Source organism: Rhodospirillaceae bacterium (assembly GCA_018662005.1).
GTDB lineage: Bacteria > Pseudomonadota > Alphaproteobacteria > Rhodospirillales > JABHCV01 > JACNJU01.
On the sequence record JABJHA010000012.1, the window covers coordinates 69,224 to 87,209 of the forward strand.

A 17,986-nucleotide genomic window follows, 5' to 3' on the forward strand; every position below is an offset into this window, starting at 1 on the left:
TAAGACAAAATCGTACAAAATCACCGGCTATCGTATTATATGTCATTTAGTCGATGATTTTGCGAGTTTTCCAATGTTTGAGTTCCTGTGCCGGTGGTGTCGCCCCAAAGTCACATCCAGCCTTGCCCTAAGCTTGCTTGTGGGCCTGACGGCGGTTATTCCGGCGTCGGCTGACGCCGCATCAAAAACAAACGGTGAAAAAAAAGTCGCTTTGTCCTTCGCCAATCTGTCCAATAACAAAGCCAAGAAGGTGAAGAAAGTTTCCAAGCGCTATCCCAAACCGGGATTCTACGGAAAAACGCTCCCCAAAAGACTGTATAAAGGCATCACCCTGATCGGCACCGGCATCAACGGCAACGGGATTGCCAGTAATGCCGTCTTTTTCGTCAAGATCAAGGAAGCCATTGACCTAATCGAGGCCCGGGCCCCCGGCATCTACAGCCTGATGAAGGACATTAATCCGAAGGGTCGGCGGGTCATTTATTACACCGGAAAAATCGGTCCGGCATCCTTCGCCAATTGGAGCACCGATTACGTGGTCAACATTTCAGCGACCAACATCAATGAAGACCCGGTTTTTGAAAACACCGTCTATTCCCTCGCCGCGACGCTGGTCCATGAACTTGTCGGCCATGGCCGTCAGCAAGCCGATCACCGTGTCTGGGCAATGTACGACTGGTGCGGCAAGGACAGCTCTGAGGTCCTTGGTGTCGTTCAACAAGCCAACCACACCGGGGCTAATAGCGGCCTTATCGAATATGAACCCAACCTGTTCGCCAAGTGGTTTCTGGAATCTGTCCGCGGCGTTTACCCCAACCTCAATGAGCCAGCGGTGCGCCGTTACGTCAAAACCGTACGTTTGATAAAAAAGCGGTTCCCCGGCTGGTACGATGACCGCAAACCGGCACGGGCCTTACTGTCAGAATTCACAAGCCGGTTCAGGGAAGTTTGCCCCGGTCAAAAATACACACCCCATCCCGTGCCATCATATTAAACAATGACCCGCCCTGAAATGAGCGGCCGGGCGACCCTGATCGGGGCCAGTGCGGTGCTGATGTGGGCGACGTTGGCGCTGCTAACGACCCTGACCGGTGTGGTGCCGCCCTTTCAACTTGTCGCCATGGCCTTTGCCATCGCCTTCGGTTTAAGTCTTTGCAAATGGATGCTGGCAGCAGAGAGCATCCTTCGACACCTGAAATTGCCCCTGCCAGTCTGGGCCTTAGGTGTTGGCGGCCTGTTCGGTTATCACTTTTTTTATTTTTTAGCCCTAAGAAATGCACCGCCCATCGAGGCCGGTTTGATCGCTTATATGTGGCCCTTATTAATCGTCGTCTGTTCGGCCCTGTTGCCCGGCGAAAAACTGCGCTGGTGGCACCTTGCCGGTGGCTTCGCCGGTTTGGCGGGAACCGTGGTTCTGGTCACCGGCAACGGCGAGACCGGCAGCTTTGGTGGTTTTAAATCCGAATACTGGCTGGGTTACCTGATGGCCGTCCTTTGCGCCCTGACCTGGACCGGATATTCGATTTTAAGCCGCCGCCTGTCCCATATTCCAAGCGATGCTATTGGTGGCTTTTGTGGCGTGACAGCCTTTCTCGCCCTGCTTGCCCACCTGGCGTTTGAAACAACGATTTGGCCGCAAGGCGAACAATGGCTGGCAGTCGCGGGACTTGGTATTGGCCCCGTCGGGGTGGCGTTTTTCACTTGGGACATTGGCGTTAAACACGGCCATATTCAGGCCCTGGGAGCGATGGCCTACGCCGCACCGCTGTTATCAACCCTGTTGCTCATCGCCTTTGGTCAGGGTGAAGCAACGTTTCAGGTCGCCATTGCCTGTGTTCTGATCGTCGGCGGGGCTGTGCTGGCGTCAAAAGATCTATTGAAAAAAACCTAGAAATTATCCTTGCGACGGCGGATTTCAGCAAAAGCCGGGATCGCGTCCTGGCCCTGCAGCCCTGCGGCATGCAGCAAATCACCATGATCGGCGCGCAGGAACGGATTGACCCGCTTTTCTTCACCAAGGTTCGAGGGCACCGTTGGCTTGCCCTGTTCGCGAAGCGCAACCACTTCGGCTGCCCGGCGTTTTAAATCTGCGTTGGCCGGTTCAACGCTAAGGGCGAAATCAGCGTTCGCGTTGGTGTATTCGTGAGCACAGTAAACCAGCGTATCATCAGGCAACGCCCGCAATTTTAAAAGCGACGTCCACATTTGTTCGGCGGTTCCTTCAAACAACCGACCGCAACCCATGGAAAACAGAGTGTCGCCTGAAAACAGCGCCTTGTCCTGCTCAAACCAATAGGCGATATGACCACTGGTGTGGCCGGGAACATCGAAAACCCTGGCCTGGTGAGTGCCGATGGAGATGCCGTCACCCTCGCCAATCCGCACATCGATACCCGGAATTCTGGCCGCATCGACACCGGCCCCGACGATGGTGCAGCCGGTAACTTCTTTAAGCTCCAGATTTGCGCCGGTATGATCACCGTGATGATGGGTGTTGAGAATATGGCTCAAAGTCCAACCATGCTGCGCCAGGGCATCAATTACCGGGCCCGCAACCGCCGGATCGACGGCGGCGGTCTCGCCGCTTTCGGAATCGTGAACCAGATAGATAAAGTTATCCCCGAGTACCGGGATTTGTTCAATGGTGAGGGCGGGCATGGAAACTCCTGAAAAAAGTATCAACAAGACTATCATCTGCGGCCAAAAGATGCACTAAACTAGCACCATGTGGACAGACGCTATCGATTTGAGAGACTTTTATGCGACTCCGCTGGGCGGGGTGGCGCGCCGAATGATCCGGCGGCGCATTCGTTCCCTGTGGCCGGATGTCAGCGGCATGGATGTTCTTGGCCTTGGCTTCACCACGCCGTACCTGCGCGCCTTTCTGGGGGAGGCGACACGAACTCTTGCCGCCATGCCCGTTACCCAGGGGGTCTTGCACTGGCCTGCCGAAGGCAAGGGCCTGACCACTTTGGTCGATGAAACAGAGCTTCCTTTTGCCGACGTCTCCATGGACCGGATCTTGTTGGTCCATGCCCTTGAAAGCACTGAAAATGTTCGCCCGATGATGCGCGAGGCGTGGCGCGTACTGGCCAGCGGCGGTCGCCTGATGGTCGTCGTCCCCAACCGACGGGGCCTTTGGGCGCGCTTCGAGCGGACCCCCTTCGGGCGCGGCAGGCCTTATTCTTCGGGCCAGTTGTCGACAGTTTTGCGCGAGAGCATGTTCACGCCGCTGACAACCGAACGGGCGCTGTTTCTGCCACCGACCCGCTCACGGATGATTCTGTCTTCAGGGTTGGCGTTAGAAGAAATTGGCAGGCGATGGTACCCGGCTTTTGCGGGTGTCACCATTCTTGAAGCGACCAAGCAGATTTACGCAGGTCAGGTGGAAACCAACAAGAAACGACCCGTCATGGCCATACCACAACGCGACACCAGCGCTTCGACACGCAGTTAGAGCACTTCCGGGCTAATATGAATCACTCTGATGGGGCAGATCGGCCCGGAAATGCTCTAGCACATCAACAGGAAGACCGCCTGTTCACCAAGCAGATTTGACAGGAACGGCGCCATATCGATCCGGCGGAATGCCGAGCCATTGTGATCGAGCGAGATCGAACGCTCGACGGCAATACCCATTTCCTTACACAGGATGGTAAAATCCTTGATCGTGCAAAAATGAATATTCGGCGTTTCATACCACTGATGAGGCAGGGTATCGCTGACCGGCATCCGGCCTTTAAAAACCAGATGGGTGCGGACCCGCCAATGGGCGAAATTCGGGAACGATATAATGGCGTGGCGACCGATCCTCAACAATTGTTCGAGCACCTCCCGGGGCGCATCCATGGCCTGCAGGGTTTGGCTGAGGACAACATAATCAAAAGCCTGGTCCGGATAATCCTTGAGATCAACGTTGGCATCCCCCTGAATCACAGACAAACCGTTACTGACACAAGCATTAACGCCTTCGGTACCAAGCTCGATGCCTCGCCCGTCGACCTGTTTGAAGTGAACCAGATAGTCCAGCAACGTGCCCATGCCACAACCAACATCAAGCACCCGTGTACCGGGTTCGATCATATCGGCGATGATCTGCAAGTCGATACGGATCGACTTGGGTTGGTCCTCGATCATCATTTTGGCAGACCCCTGAGTTCGGCAGCACCCTCAAGAAAGCCACCAAGCACCCTGAAAAATTCCGGTTCGTTGAGCAGGAAAGCATCATGGCCCTTGTCGGATTCAATTTCGGCAAAACTGACGTTAGCGGCGACGGCATTTAAGGCATGGACGATTTCCCGGTTACCCTCGGTCGGAAACAGCCAGTCACTGGTGAACGAAAACACGCAGAACCGGGTTTTCGTATCCCTGAAGGCATTGGCCAGCACGCCTTCGTAATCACCACCCAAATCGAAATAATCCATAGCCCGGGTGGTATAGAGATAGGAGTTGGCGTCAAAGCGATCAACGAAGGTGATGCCTTGGTGACGCAGATAACTTTCGACCTGAAAATCAGCATCAAAGCCGTAACTCAGGGCGTCGCGTTCTTGCAGGCGGCGTCCAAACTTGCGTTGCAAGGCGGCTTGCGACAGATAGGTGATGTGGGCCGCCATGCGGGCCACTGCCAAGCCCCGGTGCGGGCGCTTGTCCTGTGACGGATAATCGCCGCCGCACCAGTCCGGATCGGCCATAATGGCTTGCCTGCCTACCTCGTGGAAGGCGATGTTCTGGGCCGAATGACGTGCCGCCGTGGCGATGGGAATGGCGGCGAAAACACGGTCCGAATATTTCGCGGCCCATTCCAAAACCTGCATACCGCCCATTGAACCACCAAGCACGGCAAAAAGCTGGTCAATGCCCAAATGGTCGATCAAACGGGCCTGCACACGGACCATATCGGCAACGGTGGTAACGGGGAAATCAAGACCCCATGCCTTACCGGTTTCCGGGTTGATATCCTTCGGCCCCGTTGTCCCCATGCAACCGCTTAGGATATTGGAGCAAATGACAAAAAAACGGTCCGTATCAATGGTTTTACCTGCGCCGACCAATTCGCTCCACCAGCCGGGTTTACCAGTCATGGGATGGGTTTCGGCGACGAATTGGTCACCGGTCAGGGCGTGACAAATCAGCACGGCGTTGGACTTGTCTTCGTTCAGTTGACCATAGGTCTGATAAGCGACGGTAATGTCTTTGAGGCTGACCCCGCAATCCAGGCGCACGGGTTCGTCCTGGGCCAATTGCACGCGTAGCCCCGGTATTTCTGTATCCTGGTTAGCTGCATTTTCATTCAGCGTTGTCGTCATTTCCAGGGTTCGCCCTTCCTTATTGCGCCTCATAGCTAAGAATCAGACCCATCGCTGTCAATGTTTTCTTTGATTTTAGCATGCCATACGATTATCACTACTTCCCTTCTGCTGGTATTCATTTAAGCCGGAACCCAAGCGATGAGCGCTAAATCACCCCTCGACGCCTTACGTCGGAAAATCGATGCCATAGACGATGCCATCCATGACCTGATCATGGAGCGCACGACGGTGGTCGAGCGTGTCCGCGAGGCGAAGCGTGGCCAACCGGTAAAAATACGCCCGGCTCGCGAATGCTCGATCCTGTATCGCCTGATTGGCCGCCATAAGGGACCCTTTCCCAAACGCGAGCTGGCCCGTATCTGGCGCGAGCTGATTGTCGCTACCTTATCCTTTGAAGGCCCGTTTTCAATCGCCGTGCACATGCCGGATGCCGCAGCTCCTGACGAACCCCGCCATGACCGCCGCAGTGGCCACTGGAACATGGCACGCGATCACTTTGGTTCCTTTACCCCGATGCAAGGCTTCTCGAGCGCCCGCAGGCTGTTTGACGCCGTGCGCACCCACGAAGCGACGGTCGGTGTGCTGGCCTTGCCGGGACTGGGCGACGATAACCCATGGTGGCCGCATCTTGCCTCAAAGCGCCCCGACACGCCGCGTATCACCACCCGCCTGCCCTTTATCGGCTCGCCCGATGACAGAGGCCCCAATGACCAGGCCCTGGTGATCTGCCCGGTGGCCGCCGAACCGACGGACCGGGATCACACTTATCTGGTCGTCGAAACAGCCGATCAAATCAGTCTGGAACGCCTAAACTCATCACTGAAGAAAGCCCGTATGGAACCCCGGTTCACGGCTTCCTGGAACGATCCGGACACCCCGGAGCACTTCCTTTACCTGGCGGAGGTTGAGGGCTTTATCACCGATGATGACCAAAAAATCATTCGCCTTTCAGAACAGCTTGAAGGCGTCGCCTCCTCGATCATGTCGATTGGCAGTTACGGCCTGCCGCTAACGCCTGAAGAACTCGAAACTTAAAAAATAAACTGGAATTTTGTTTTATGAGCGCGCCTCAACCCAAACCCGGAATTCTTGATATTTCGCCTTATGTCGGCGGCGGTAGTGAAATCGCCGGCGTTTCGCGGGTCATCAAGCTGGCCTCCAACGAAGGCGCATTGGGTCCCAGCCCGAAAGCCATGCAGGCCTATAACGATCAGGCAGAAACCCTGCACCGCTACCCTGACGGGGCCGCCAGCGCCCTGCGCCAGGGACTGGCTGCGGCATACGGGCTTGATGCTAAACGCATTGTCTGCGGCGCCGGTTCCGATGAACTGCTCGATATGCTGGCCCGCGCCTACGCCGGGCCGGGTGATGAAGTGATGTTCACCGAGCATGGCTTCCTGATGTACCCCATTGCCGCCATGGGGGTTGGCGCGACACCGGTTGCCGTGCCTGAGAAGAACCTGCACGCCGATGTGGACGCGATGCTCGACAGGGCTGGCCCAAAAACGAAAATTCTGTACCTGGCCAATCCCAACAACCCGACCGGCACCTACTTGCCTGACGGTGAAATCAGACGTCTGCGTGAAGGTTTGCCCGCTCATGTTTTGCTGGTCATCGACGCCGCTTACGCCGAATACGTCACCCGAAACGATTATGCTGCGGGCAGTCAGTTGGTCGATGAATGTGACAACGTGGTGATGACGCGGACATTTTCAAAAATTTACGCCCTCGGCGGTTTGCGCCTGGGATGGGCCTACTGCCCGGCCTCTGTCGCCGATGTTCTGAACCGTCTGCGCGGCCCCTTCAACGTCGCCACCCCGGCCCTTGCCGCTGGCCTTGCCGCCCTTGGCGATGTCGCTTTCACCGACACCGTGCGGGCCCATACCGCGACCTGGTTTGACTGGACAAAAAACGAGCTGACCAAACTGGGCATTGAAGTGCCCTCGCAGGTTGGCAACTTCGTGCTCGCCCGTTTCCCGGAGTCCGCTGACAAGGATGCCGAGGCCGCCGACGGCTTCCTCAATAGCCGTGGCATTATTGTTCGCCGCATGGCCGGTTACGGCTTACCTGATTGCTTGCGCATCACCATCGGCCGGGAAGATGAAATGCGATCACTTATGGAAGCCCTGAGTGAGTTTATGGGACAATGAGCAACACCTCTCCCCCGTTTGACAAGATCGCCCTGCTCGGTATCGGCCTGATCGGATCGTCGCTTGCCCGCGCAGCAAAAAAACACGGCCTTGCGGATCATGTCGCCATTTACACGCGCAGCCCTGCAACCCTGGCCAAGGCCGAAGAGCTTGATCTTGGTGATAGTTACAGTGGCGATCCTGCCGAGGCCGTTCGCGACGCTGATTTGGTGGTTCTCTGCGTTCCCCTGGGTGCTTACGAAAGTATCGCGAAGGCCATGGCCCCGGGACTGAAACCCGGATCTATCGTCAGCGATGTCGGCTCGACCAAGCAATCGGTGTTTGGCGACGTCATGGCACATCTACCCGCTGGCACCCATCTGGTGCCCGCCCATCCGGTTGCTGGCACCGCTGAATCAGGCCCCGAAGCGGGTTATGCCAAATTATTCGAGGATCACTGGTGCATTCTGACCCCGGCCCAGGGTACAGAGCGCGCCGCCATAGACAAGGTCCAGGACATGTGGATCCGCTGCGGCATGATGGTCGAAGAAATGGATGCGGCCCATCATGATCATGTTCTGGCTATCACCTCGCATCTGCCGCAATTAATTTCCTATACCATTGTCGGCACGGTCACAGACTTGCAAGACGACCTGAAGAAAGAAGTCACCAAATTCGCCGCCGGGGGCTTGCGCGACTTTACGCGTATCGCGGCTTCCGACCCTGTCATGTGGCGCGATGTCTGTCTGAAGAACAAGGATGCTGTGCTCGATGTGCTGGGTCGCTTTACCGAAGATTTGACAGCATTGCAGCGTTCCATCCGTCGCGGTGAAGGCGATGCCCTGCACGAAGCCTTTACCCGTACCCGGGAAATCCGCCGTGGCGTTATCGAGGCCAAGCAGGACTTCATCGACGTTAAAACCGAAGACAACGGCGATCGCTAGTTTTTAAATCCTCGCCAATCGACTTTCGGCAACTCCATCAGGGCGATGGGGCCCGCGTAGAGGCGGCCTGACTGGGCGCTGAGGGCCAGATTAAGATGCGCCGGGCCCCCGCTTGAAGATTTTCTGGATAACACGCCAAGAACCATCTTGGCGGTAGTGGCGTCACGGGATTTGACCACACCAAGCTGCTTAAGAGCGTCGATGGTCTCAAAAAATCCCTCAACACGAGCCGTCAGCGCACCAATCGGCTGCAACTTGTCATCAAGGGCGAGGGTGCCATCGGCGCGGAATTTCAATGGTCCGTGCTGAAAATTTAAAGTGCCGATTTCGATCGTGCCGCCATTGTCGCGCCAGTTCTCAAGGGACTCCACCAAAGGCCCCTGATCGAAGCTGCCCATCTGTCGGGCCTCAAGAGCCAGACTTTGAACAAGCCCGCCAAGCGGTGAGGCATTTAGCCATGGCCCTTCAATCCCCTGCATGGAAGCCGACAGGCTGGCGCTTGCCGTCAGGTAATCGGCCTTGCCGGTGACCAGACGTTCGATTTGCAGATCGGCGACGGCGACGCTTATACCTGTTTGACCAATCGTCTCGGCCTTCAGTTCAATTCCTTTTAGCAGCAGGTGGCCTGACCGGGGTTCTCCTCCCGAAAGCCTGAGAGCAAGCTCGGCCTTCTCAGCCTCGCCGTTGAAGGTTTCTGTTTTCCCCTTAAGGGCAAGGGCCAGCATCTGGGAGCCCGATGTGGTGGCCCGGATATCCTGCACGTTCCAGGGCTTGATCATCAGGTTCAGGTTGTCCGCTTCCCAACCCCACGGCGACCTTACATGAGGGGCGCCAAAACCGGGATTGATGAACCTCAGCCTGATCGAAAAAGGAAACCCCGATGTGACGAGCGAATCATGACGCACGGTGAAACCGTTGGCGCGTTGCGTATCGATCCATTGAACGACGGCGTCGCGGGATTTCGTGGCAACGCTGAACCAGAACAGGGAATAAGCCAAAGCCAGCAGCGCCAGCCCGGCCGCGGCAATCCACCAGGGGCGTCGGCGCGGTTTTAATGGAGGGTTGTCAAAATTTGCCATGACGGTATTTATAGGAGTCCTAGATCAGTTTTTCACGTTTCGTTTGAGCACGTTGTGTTCAAACGAAACGTGAAAAACTGATCGATTTTTTAAAGAGCGAGCCGATTTACACACTTAAACGGAATCAATTAATGATTCCGTTTAAGTGTGATCGGCTCTAACGTCAACTCACAATGATTGCTGATATGAATCCACCCCTGTTTGAACCACAAGAAGGTATCTGGATCTTCGGCTACGCCTCGCTGATGTGGAAGCCGGGCTTCCCCTATCTTGAAGCCCAACCGGCTTTGTTGCGGGGCTACCACCGCTCGCTGTGCGTCTACTCGACGCGCTACCGGGGGACGCCGGAAAAACCGGGGTTGGTGATGGGGCTTGACCACGGCGGCTCATGCAAGGGCCGGGCCTTCCTGCTGGCCGCAAAGGACGTGCCCCAGGTCATGGAATACCTGCATGAACGCGAGATGGATACCGGCATTTATCAGCCAAAATTTCTGGGCGTCCGCCTGGGTGATGGCAGGCACGTGCAGGCCTATAACTTCATCGTCCGCTGCGACCATGAGCAGTACACCGGCAAGCAAACCATTGAACAGGCGGTCAAACTGGTCCGCCAAGGCAATGGCCCCATGGGCACGTCCCTGGAATACCTGCAAAACACTCTCGATCACCTGGACGAAATGGGCGTCGTCGAAGGCCCGTTGCATGAAATTTGCGCACGAACGAAAGCCAAGTAGCTGACCATTAATATTTTCTTGAATCGGAAACAGCGATGATTGATTTCTCAAATAAAGTCGCCCTTGTCACCGGCGGTTCGCGCGGTATTGGCGCGGCCACGGTCAAGGCCATGGTATCGGCTGGGGCCGGGGTTGTTTTACATTACGGATCAAATCGGAAAGCCGCTGAAATGACGGCGGAAGAGGCCGGTCGCGAACAGTGTCATCTGGTTGGCGCTGACCTGAACGACGCAGAGGCGGCGGGGGTTTTGTGGCGTCAGGCGCTTTCCTGGAAAGGCCAGATCGATATTGTCGTCAACAACGCCGGTGTCTTTGAAGCGGCGGCGCGTGATTGTTCCGATCAACACTGGCAGGAGGTGTGGCAACGCACCATGCAGATTAACCTGATTGCGACGGCGGATTTATGTCGTCAGGCCATCAATCACTGGCAGCAAAAGAGTGTCGGCGGTTGCATCGTCAATGTCGCCAGCCGCGCCGCATTCCGTGGCGACGGCCCGGATTACTGGTCCTATGCAGCATCCAAGGGTGGCATGACAGCGCTGACCAAGACGTTGGCCCGAGCCTATAGCGCCGATGGCATTTACACCTACGGGGTCGCCCCGGGGTTCGTCAGCACCGACATGGCCCTCGAAGCCTTTGATCTGGACCCGACACTAAAAGAGCGCGTGGTCAGTGAAATTCCCATGGGCGACATCGCCCCGCCATCAGAGATCGCCAACACCATCTGCTTCCTCGCCTCCGGTCTGGCAACCCACGCCAGTGGCCAAACAATTGATGTGAACGGTGCGTCTTATGTGCGTTAAATGTCATGCCCCTTAAGAGCCGGGCGAGGCCTACAGTCTCTTGGCTGGGACCCTGGGAACCAAAATTAAAATGGTGAGAGAAACCACTTCCCACCACCACTTCCCGTCATTCCCGCGAAGGCGGGAATCCAGTTCCTTCTACCCATAATTCTTCTTCCCCGGTTCCCGCACATGGGGACCAGAGGAAATCCCTACCACTCCGTCGTTCCCGCGCAGGCGGGTATCCAGCGCCTTCAATGCCTTAAGAAAATCCCCCACCTACATAGCGTTACTATTGCGTCATTAAGTAAGGTACTCTTGAAAATCAGGAACTGAAGTGATGTATCTCTGAATTCATGGATAATGAAAAAGACAATCAAATGAACAGTTTAGAAACCAAACAAGTTGAATTCGAGGCATGGCTTGAAAACGTTCGGGACAAAGACAATGAAATATTTGATTTGGTGAATGAATCAGCCATAGGGGTTCTCAATCAAATTAAGGAATCAGAATTTGCGGAAACACTATCCATTTTATTCGCTTTTATGGGGAATATAAACTTCATAAAAAATGGAGTTTACGATGCATGTGAGAAGGATAATTTATACTCTGCGAAAATTCTCTTCAGATCATTAATAGAACATTGGATTAAATCTCAATATATCTGGGTGAGGTTTGGGAAAGAAAAAAATAATGATGTAGGGAGGGAATACCGGCTTTTTTGTGCTCTAGACGAGCAAGTTAAATATGGAAACTCCCTTATAAAACTTAATGAGATTTTAGGAGCTGAACAAAGAGGTGAAGATCCATGGGAATTGGTTTTTACTCTAAAGCCAGAGCTGCAAAAGGAGCACACAAAAAAAACCATAAAACATAAGGTTAAGCAGTTTGAATATAGAAAAATAATTGAGTTTTTAATTAATCAAACAGACCTAGGAAATGATGGATTTCTCACACCGGCCATTCCAGAGTATTCGGAGCTTTCTTCGTTCGTTCATGGTGGACCTGAGGCAATTAATTTTATGGCTACAGTTGGAACTGAGAGGTACGAAAATTATCAAGGTATGATTCGGTTTTCTTTTAATATTTGCAAAATGACTACCTTCATTACCTATTCATGTGTGGCGAGCCATTGCGATCATGATATCCTAGCTACCGCAGTAGCAATTAAGGATATTGAACTGCAGGAAAATAGTATCGACGAAAGTTAATTTTGGGTGGTTTATTTGGACTCATTCCAAACAAAAGAACTGGATTCCCGATCAAGCCGGGAATGACGAAGTTAGGGGATACTGTCTGGGTGTTGCGCTACCAATGGCACCAAAATAATCGCGCAAAAACTCACCCGCACTTGGAATAATCGCAGCTCATGCAGCTGTCGCAGCCTTCCTGGCGGATCAGGCTGGGTTGGCCGCATTTTGGGCATTGGCGCAGGCGTTGGGTCGGGTTGTCCGAACCGCCGCCAGCGGTATTGCCATCGTTGACATCCACGCCCCCTGCTATAGCCACGACCTGGGCTTGCGGCTGTTCGTCGTTGAGGGTACCGGGGCTTTTCAGGAAACCGATTGAGATCATGTGTTTCTCGATAACCTCGCCGATGGCCGCCAGCAGTGAAGGCACGTAGCGACCGCCCACCCAGTGACCGCCGCGCGGGTCGAAAACGGCTTTCAGTTCTTCGACCACAAACGAGACATCGCCGCCACGCCTGAAGACAGCGGAAATCATCCGTGTCAGGGCGACCGTCCAGGCGTAGTGCTCCATGTTCTTGGAGTTGATGAAAATTTCAAACGGTCTGGTCCGGCCGCTGTCATCAAGAATGTCGCTCATGGTGATATAGATGGCGTGGTCGCTTTCGGGCCAGCGCACCTTGTAGGTCGCACCGTGGAGCTGTTCGGGTCTGTCCAGCGGCTGATAAAGGTGGGTCACCGGTCCGGCGTCGCCCTGATCGACCGGCGTTGCCTGTTTGGAAGGTTGTTCCAGCGGCAGTTCCGGTTCTTCGCTGTTTTCAGCTTTCACTTCCAGCACCGAGCCCGTGACATCGTTGGGGCGGTAAGTAGTGCAGCCCTTGCAGCCGAGATCGAAAGCCTGCATGTAGATATCCTTGAAATCATCAAAGGAGATGCTTTCGGGGCAATTGATGGTCTTGGAGATTGAACTGTCGACGAATTCCTGAACCGCCGCCTGCATCACCAGATGGTCGTTGGGGCTTAAAGACTGCGCATCGACGAAAGCATCTGGCAAACCCGCCGCGTCACCGTAGGTGCGCTTGAAAAGCCGGTAGGCGTAGTCGGAGACTTCTTCCTCGCGGCGGGTGCCGTCTTCCATCAGGATATGGCGGTTGTATTTAAAGCTGAACACCGGCTCCAACCCTGAGGAGACATTGTCGGCAAACAGCGAGATCGTGCCGGTCGGCGCAATCGATGTGAGCAGGGCGTTGCGGATGCCGCGATCAGCAATAGCCTGACGCACGTCGTCGTCAAGATTACGGATAGCCTCCGTCGCCAAATATTTTTCCTTATCAAACAGTGGGAAGCTGCCTTTCTCGCTCGCCAACCCGGTCGAGGCAAGATAGGCGGCCCGCTGGATCGATTTCATCCAGCGCCTTGTCATGGCGACTGCATCCGAGCCACCGTAGCGCGCCCCGCACATGATCAGCGCGTCACCAAGACCCGTAATACCAAGGCCTATACGACGTTTGGATTTGGCTTCGTGTTCTTGCTCAGGCAGCGGAAAATTGGAAACATCGATGACATTGTCCATCATGCGCACTGCCGTAGCCACCAGCTTGGCAAGTCCGTCTTCATCCATGGCAGCGGTTTCGCTGAACGGGTTTTCGATCAGCCGCGCCAGATTAATCGATCCCAGCAAGCACGCCCCATAAGGCGGAAGCGGCTGTTCGCCGCAAGGGTTTGTGGCGTGGATGGTCTCGCAATAACTCAGCGGGTTCAGGCGGTTGATACGGTCGATAAAAATAACCCCCGGTTCGGCGTATGCGTAGGTAGCGCGCATGATCTTGTCCCACAACTCGCGGGCCGGAAGGCTTTTGTATGCGACTCCGTTAAAGGTCAGTTCCCACGGCGCATCTTCCTTGACCGCGCGCATCAGGTCGTCGCTGACCAACACCGACAGATTAAACATGCGCAGCCGCGCCGCTTCCTGTTTGGCCTCTATAAAGGCTTCGATATCGGGATGATCACAGGCCATCACCGCCATCATCGCGCCGCGCCGGGAACCGGCGCTCATGATGGTCCGGCACATGGCGTCCCAGACATCCATAAACGGCAACGGCCCGGAGGATTCGGCGCCGACACTTTCAACCGGCGCGCCCTTGGGCCGCAGGGTCGAAAAATCATAACCGATGCCGCCACCTTGCTGCATGGTCAGGGCGGCCTCTTTCAGGGCCTCGAAAATACCAGACATATCATCGGGCACAGCGCCCATGACGAAACAGTTAAACAGGGTCACATTGCGCCCCGCCCCGGCCCCCGAAACAATGCGCCCGGCAGGCAGAAACTTGAAATCATCCATGGCTTCATAAAAATGCTCGCTCCACAGCTCTTGGTCGGCCTCTGGTTCGGCCAAAGCGTCCGCCAGTCGAGCCCAGGTATCGGCAATGGTTTTGTCCACAGGCTGGCCGTCCGCCTTCTTCAAACGGTACTTCATGTCCCATATGCGTTGCGAGATAGAGGCGACCTGAACCATGCCTGTTTTGTCCTTAAAGGTGTGGAATTTAGCTTTATAAACTAAGCCTTCAGGCCAAAATCGTCAAGATTTGTTCCTGTTCTGTTTCTCCTCAGCTTTTCCCCAGACTTAAACATCCCGATACCTGCTGTTTGCAAGGGGCGAGCGAGGTTATGCACAATATCCACAAGGATGGCTGTCCACAGTGCTTCAGGAGCGTGTCTGGGCAGCCTCGGTGAGGAGCCGGTTGGTATTTCCTTCTATGGCGTTTTCCAACTCCGCCATGAAGGTTTTCCGATCCAGTCCCTGGGCCAGGGGGGGCAGAAATTCGATGATGATCGTGCCCGGCTTTTTGGCGAACGAACGCCGCCCCCAAAACAGGCCTGAATTCAGGGCGACGGGAACGACCGGCACATCGGCCTGTTTGTAAATGGCTGCGACACCGGGGTGGTAAGGCAGTTTCTCGCCGGGATGGCTGCGGGTGCCTTCGGGGAAGATGACCAGCGGACGACCGGTTTCGATCACCGCGCGGCTGTCACGAACCATCTGTTTCAGGGTCGAAGCGCCACCGTCCCGGTCAATGGCGACCATGCCGCCCTTCTTAAGCATCCAGCCGTAAAAGGGGATTTTCAGCAATTGTTTCTTCAATACATAAGAAGGATCATTGAGCAGCATGAAAAAGATCCCGGTATCCCAGGCCGACTGATGTTTGGAAACAACCAGAGCCGGACCGGCCGGAATATTCTCGCGGCCACGCACTTCAATGCGCAGGCCGACAACGACTTTCAGAATCGCCATGGTCAGCACCATCCAATAGCGAAAACCATGACTGAGAACGGTCCGCGGCAACGGCAAGCTGAGCACCATGATGATGCAGAACAGGCTGGAAATTCCGAAAAACAGGATGTTGAAAATGACAGAACGGATAAAAATCATCAACCTGTGACCTTCCCCGCCGTCAGTTTTTCCCAAGCCTGACGAAGCCAGGCGAACATGAATTTATTATATTCCCGAGCGATCAACCCCATCGTCCCGGGCCATGCCCACCAGCGTTCGACCTTGACGTGTTCGGGGAAAACCGGGTGGGCGATAATGTCGATACCGGGCATGGCGTGATGAAATTCCAGCAAACTGCGTGGCATGTGATAGGACGCGGTAACGAGTCGCATGGATTTGTACCCCTCGGCTTTGATCCAAAGCGCCGTTTCCGTCGCGTTGCCTGTTGTATTGACGGCCGTGCCAATACCGATACGGGCTTCAAGTTCCTGCGGATTATGCTGGAATAACCTGAACAGGGTCTTCACATCGACGCCCTGATAAACCCCCGAAATAAACAGCCGTTCTGCCATATTCTGCTGAAGCAAATTCAACCCTTCTTCAAGACGCCCGCTTCCACCGGTAAGAACGACGATGGAATCGGTTTGTCGCCCTGGTTCTTCAACGGCAAGCGGGATCGAATCAGCATATCGAACCATTCCGGCGATCCACAGCAGACCGACACCAACCACAAGTTCGGCCAGCCGCCTGATCAGGCGTCCACCGCGTCGTTGTGACTGAAATCCAGCCATTTTTGTGCCCCGCCCCCATTCGATAAAACTACAACATCCTGGCTAGTGTTCTCATCACCGTCAGCCGCGCCGATATCATGGCGATCAGGGCGACAACCACAGGCAGGCCGCCCAGTACAGCCCAATGACCCGGCCCGAGTGAAAACGCGGGCAACAATCCCGCCTGTAGGGATCGGGCCAAGGTACCGATTCCCCAAATCGTCGGCAACGCCAGCAACAATCCGAAAATACCACCGCGCAATCCCAGCATCAAGGCGCGGCTGGCGAACTGGCGGGCGATGTATGAATCCTGGGCGCCGATCAGATGCAGCACCTCTATGGCCTCGTGATGGATGGCAAGCCCGGTACGGGTGGCGAAGATGACCGTCGCGATGGTCGCCAGGACGATGAACACAAGCACCGCCAGGGCCAGCGCCTTGACCGTTTGTATCAGGTTGATCAGGTGTTCGAGCCAGACCCCGTGATCGTCAACAGCCGCCCCCGGCGCGACCGCCATCAGACGCCGCTCAAGGGCCGCAATATTGATGTTCGCACCGTCTTCAAGGGTCACATCAACCAGTCTTGGCAAGGGCAATTCAGCGCCCAGTGCGTCACTTCCCAGCCATGGCTCAAGCAGGGTCATCAGTTTGTCTTGATCGAGAAATTTTGCGGTGGCGATGCCGGGAGTTGAATTGAGCACCTTCAGGACGGCCTTGACCTGTTTTTCACCGCCGCCACCGGCGGGCGCTATCTGGACCGTCAGCGAACCGCTCATGCCACGGTCCCAGCGGGTGGCGATGTCATCAAGGGCCAGCATACCGGCGAACGCCAGCACCGACAAATAGACCATGAAGGCGATCAGCCAGGGCAGAAACCGGCCAAGCGAATCGCGTTCCAATTGCAGGTCTGTTCGGCGGGTAAACACTAGGCTGCCTCGCCCGGTCGCAGTTCCAGGCGTCCCTCATCGAGCCTGAGGGTCGAATGACCCAACCGCTTAACCAGGGTTTCATTATGGGTAGCGATAACCACTGTGGTGCCCAGTTTGTTGAGTTCCTCGAACAGATGCATCAGACGCATTGCCATTTGATCGTCGACATTGCCGGTCGGTTCATCGGCGAGTAACAGCTTGGGACGGGCAATGACCGCCCGGGCAATCGCCAGGCGTTGCTGCTGACCGCCTGACAGGGTTGGCGGTCGGGAAGCCATGTGATCACGCAGTCCAACCCAGCTCAGTAATTCTTCCACATTATGCTGAATTTCTGAATTTCGGGTGCCCGCAACGCGCAATGGCAGGGCGACATTATCAAACGCCGAAAGGTGCCGCATCAGGCGGAATTCCTGGAATACAACCCCGACGCGTCTGCGCAGTGCCGGCAATTCGTGCCGGGATGTCGTCGCAATATCGCGTCCAAACAGGGTAATCAAACCACGCGACGGCTTGAGCGCCATATACATGAGTTTTAGCAGTGATGATTTACCGGCGCCACTGGCGCCAACCAGAAAATGGAAAGAGCCCGGAGCCAGAGAAAAGGAGACATCCTGGAGCACTTCGGGGCCAAGACCGTATCTGAGTCCTACATTTTCAAAGCGAATCACGCCGTCGTTCCTGGCCTGGTGATATAGATTCTGAAATTCGGCGTCACAATGACATGCAGACGGGCTCCAGTCCAGAGCAGCGGAACAGACAATAAATGCGACGATAGATATATCTAATCAGCCTTCCACATCTTGACGTTGGACTCCTCCAATGCCTATAAACGACAGTACTTAAACACATATTGGCG

General features: G+C 55.3%; 18 protein-coding genes. 9 read left to right on the plus strand and 9 right to left on the minus strand.

The features are described 5' to 3' along the window. Positions 1 to 73 precede the first annotated feature (73 nt). Positions 74 to 994: a hypothetical protein gene (locus HOL66_06575; protein MBT5243890.1), complete on the plus strand. Its 921-nt coding sequence runs from the start codon at positions 74 to 76 to the stop codon at positions 992 to 994. A 3-nt stretch (positions 995 to 997) separates the two neighbouring features. Further along, on the plus strand, positions 998 to 1,891 hold the full coding sequence (locus tag HOL66_06580; GenBank protein ID MBT5243891.1) for a DMT family transporter: 894 nt from the start codon (positions 998 to 1,000) through the stop codon (positions 1,889 to 1,891). Here HOL66_06580 and gloB read toward each other — a convergent pair. After that, a complete protein-coding gene (gene gloB / locus HOL66_06585; GenBank protein ID MBT5243892.1) occupies positions 1,888 to 2,658 on the minus strand; it encodes a hydroxyacylglutathione hydrolase in 771 nt (256 codons plus the stop codon). The genes HOL66_06580 and gloB overlap by 4 nt on opposite strands. Before the next feature lie 67 nt (positions 2,659 to 2,725). Here gloB and HOL66_06590 point away from each other — a divergent pair, with 67 nt between their 5' ends. Continuing rightward, positions 2,726 to 3,457, plus strand: a complete 732-nt coding sequence (locus HOL66_06590) for a methyltransferase domain-containing protein (GenBank protein MBT5243893.1) — start codon at positions 2,726 to 2,728, stop codon at positions 3,455 to 3,457. Positions 3,458 to 3,513: 56 nt separating this feature from the next. On the opposite strand, the gene metW is transcribed toward HOL66_06590, so the two are convergent. Continuing rightward, entirely contained in the window at positions 3,514 to 4,140 is a 627-nt protein-coding gene (gene metW / locus HOL66_06595) for a methionine biosynthesis protein MetW (protein MBT5243894.1), read from the minus strand. After that, entirely contained in the window at positions 4,137 to 5,306 is a 1,170-nt protein-coding gene (locus HOL66_06600; protein MBT5243895.1) for a homoserine O-acetyltransferase, read from the minus strand. The genes metW and HOL66_06600 overlap by 4 nt, the downstream gene beginning before the upstream one ends. Before the next feature lie 141 nt (positions 5,307 to 5,447). Between HOL66_06600 and HOL66_06605 the strand changes: the two genes are divergently transcribed. From HOL66_06605 to HOL66_06615, 3 genes are read left to right on the plus strand one after another with little or no spacing between them, the layout of a single operon-like run. Continuing rightward, on the plus strand, positions 5,448 to 6,344 hold the full coding sequence (locus HOL66_06605) for a chorismate mutase (GenBank protein MBT5243896.1): 897 nt from the start codon (positions 5,448 to 5,450) through the stop codon (positions 6,342 to 6,344). Between the two features lie 23 nt (positions 6,345 to 6,367). Then, a complete protein-coding gene (locus tag HOL66_06610) occupies positions 6,368 to 7,459 on the plus strand; it encodes a histidinol-phosphate transaminase (protein ID MBT5243897.1) in 1,092 nt (363 codons plus the stop codon). Further along, positions 7,456 to 8,382 (plus strand): prephenate/arogenate dehydrogenase family protein, encoded by a 927-nt coding sequence (locus HOL66_06615; protein MBT5243898.1) that lies wholly within the window; start codon positions 7,456 to 7,458, stop codon positions 8,380 to 8,382. The genes HOL66_06610 and HOL66_06615 overlap by 4 nt, the downstream gene beginning before the upstream one ends. On the opposite strand, the gene HOL66_06620 is transcribed toward HOL66_06615, so the two are convergent. Continuing rightward, positions 8,379 to 9,461: a DUF2125 domain-containing protein gene (locus HOL66_06620; protein ID MBT5243899.1), complete on the minus strand. Its 1,083-nt coding sequence runs from the start codon at positions 9,459 to 9,461 to the stop codon at positions 8,379 to 8,381. The two genes, HOL66_06615 and HOL66_06620, sit on opposite strands and share 4 nt — an antisense overlap. 173 nt (positions 9,462 to 9,634) lie before the next feature. On the opposite strand from HOL66_06620, the gene HOL66_06625 reads away from it, so the two are divergent. The 3 genes from HOL66_06625 (at position 9,635) to HOL66_06635 (ending at position 12,185) form a co-directional block, all read left to right on the plus strand. Next, positions 9,635 to 10,192 (plus strand): gamma-glutamylcyclotransferase, encoded by a 558-nt coding sequence (locus HOL66_06625; GenBank protein ID MBT5243900.1) that lies wholly within the window; start codon positions 9,635 to 9,637, stop codon positions 10,190 to 10,192. 35 nt (positions 10,193 to 10,227) lie between these two features. Next, a complete protein-coding gene (locus HOL66_06630; GenBank protein ID MBT5243901.1) occupies positions 10,228 to 10,995 on the plus strand; it encodes an SDR family oxidoreductase in 768 nt (255 codons plus the stop codon). 335 nt (positions 10,996 to 11,330) lie between these two features. After that, complete coding sequence (locus HOL66_06635; protein MBT5243902.1) at positions 11,331 to 12,185, plus strand: hypothetical protein; 855 nt, start codon at positions 11,331 to 11,333, stop codon at positions 12,183 to 12,185. A 130-nt stretch (positions 12,186 to 12,315) separates the two neighbouring features. Here HOL66_06635 and HOL66_06640 read toward each other — a convergent pair whose 3' ends face one another. From HOL66_06640 to ftsE, 5 genes are all read right to left on the minus strand, one after another. Further along, on the minus strand, positions 12,316 to 14,676 hold the full coding sequence (locus HOL66_06640; protein ID MBT5243903.1) for an adenosylcobalamin-dependent ribonucleoside-diphosphate reductase: 2,361 nt from the start codon (positions 14,674 to 14,676) through the stop codon (positions 12,316 to 12,318). A gap of 189 nt (positions 14,677 to 14,865) precedes the next feature. After that, a complete protein-coding gene (locus HOL66_06645) occupies positions 14,866 to 15,591 on the minus strand; it encodes a 1-acyl-sn-glycerol-3-phosphate acyltransferase (protein ID MBT5243904.1) in 726 nt (241 codons plus the stop codon). Next, complete coding sequence (locus HOL66_06650) at positions 15,591 to 16,223, minus strand: YdcF family protein (GenBank protein MBT5243905.1); 633 nt, start codon at positions 16,221 to 16,223, stop codon at positions 15,591 to 15,593. Before HOL66_06650 ends, HOL66_06645 begins: the two co-directional genes overlap by 1 nt. 28 nt (positions 16,224 to 16,251) lie before the next feature. Then, positions 16,252 to 17,127 carry a cell division protein gene (locus HOL66_06655; protein MBT5243906.1) on the minus strand — a complete coding sequence of 292 codons (876 nt, stop codon included), beginning with the start codon at positions 17,125 to 17,127 and terminating at the stop codon, positions 16,252 to 16,254. Beyond that, positions 17,127 to 17,798: a cell division ATP-binding protein FtsE gene (ftsE, locus tag HOL66_06660; GenBank protein MBT5243907.1), complete on the minus strand. Its 672-nt coding sequence runs from the start codon at positions 17,796 to 17,798 to the stop codon at positions 17,127 to 17,129. The genes HOL66_06655 and ftsE overlap by 1 nt, the downstream gene beginning before the upstream one ends. Positions 17,799 to 17,986 lie beyond the last annotated feature (188 nt).

Bases quoted from the DNA above. Each gene is read 5' to 3' on its own strand.
- HOL66_06575 (MBT5243890.1), top strand. From the start codon at position 74: ATGTTTGAGTTCCTGTGCCGGTGGTGTCGCCCCAAAGTCACATCCAGC.
- HOL66_06580 (MBT5243891.1), top strand. From the start codon at position 998: ATGACCCGCCCTGAAATGAGCGGCCGGGCGACCCTGATCGGGGCCAGT.
- gloB (MBT5243892.1), bottom strand. From the start codon at position 2,658: ATGCCCGCCCTCACCATTGAACAAATCCCGGTACTCGGGGATAACTTT.
- HOL66_06590 (MBT5243893.1), top strand. From the start codon at position 2,726: ATGTGGACAGACGCTATCGATTTGAGAGACTTTTATGCGACTCCGCTG.
- metW (MBT5243894.1), bottom strand. From the start codon at position 4,140: ATGATGATCGAGGACCAACCCAAGTCGATCCGTATCGACTTGCAGATC.
- HOL66_06600 (MBT5243895.1), bottom strand. From the start codon at position 5,306: ATGACGACAACGCTGAATGAAAATGCAGCTAACCAGGATACAGAAATA.
- HOL66_06605 (MBT5243896.1), top strand. From the start codon at position 5,448: ATGAGCGCTAAATCACCCCTCGACGCCTTACGTCGGAAAATCGATGCC.
- HOL66_06610 (MBT5243897.1), top strand. From the start codon at position 6,368: ATGAGCGCGCCTCAACCCAAACCCGGAATTCTTGATATTTCGCCTTAT.
- HOL66_06615 (MBT5243898.1), top strand. From the start codon at position 7,456: ATGAGCAACACCTCTCCCCCGTTTGACAAGATCGCCCTGCTCGGTATC.
- HOL66_06620 (MBT5243899.1), bottom strand. From the start codon at position 9,461: ATGGCAAATTTTGACAACCCTCCATTAAAACCGCGCCGACGCCCCTGG.
- HOL66_06625 (MBT5243900.1), top strand. From the start codon at position 9,635: ATGATTGCTGATATGAATCCACCCCTGTTTGAACCACAAGAAGGTATC.
- HOL66_06630 (MBT5243901.1), top strand. From the start codon at position 10,228: ATGATTGATTTCTCAAATAAAGTCGCCCTTGTCACCGGCGGTTCGCGC.
- HOL66_06635 (MBT5243902.1), top strand. From the start codon at position 11,331: ATGGATAATGAAAAAGACAATCAAATGAACAGTTTAGAAACCAAACAA.
- HOL66_06640 (MBT5243903.1), bottom strand. From the start codon at position 14,676: ATGGTTCAGGTCGCCTCTATCTCGCAACGCATATGGGACATGAAGTAC.
- HOL66_06645 (MBT5243904.1), bottom strand. From the start codon at position 15,591: ATGATTTTTATCCGTTCTGTCATTTTCAACATCCTGTTTTTCGGAATT.
- HOL66_06650 (MBT5243905.1), bottom strand. From the start codon at position 16,223: ATGGCTGGATTTCAGTCACAACGACGCGGTGGACGCCTGATCAGGCGG.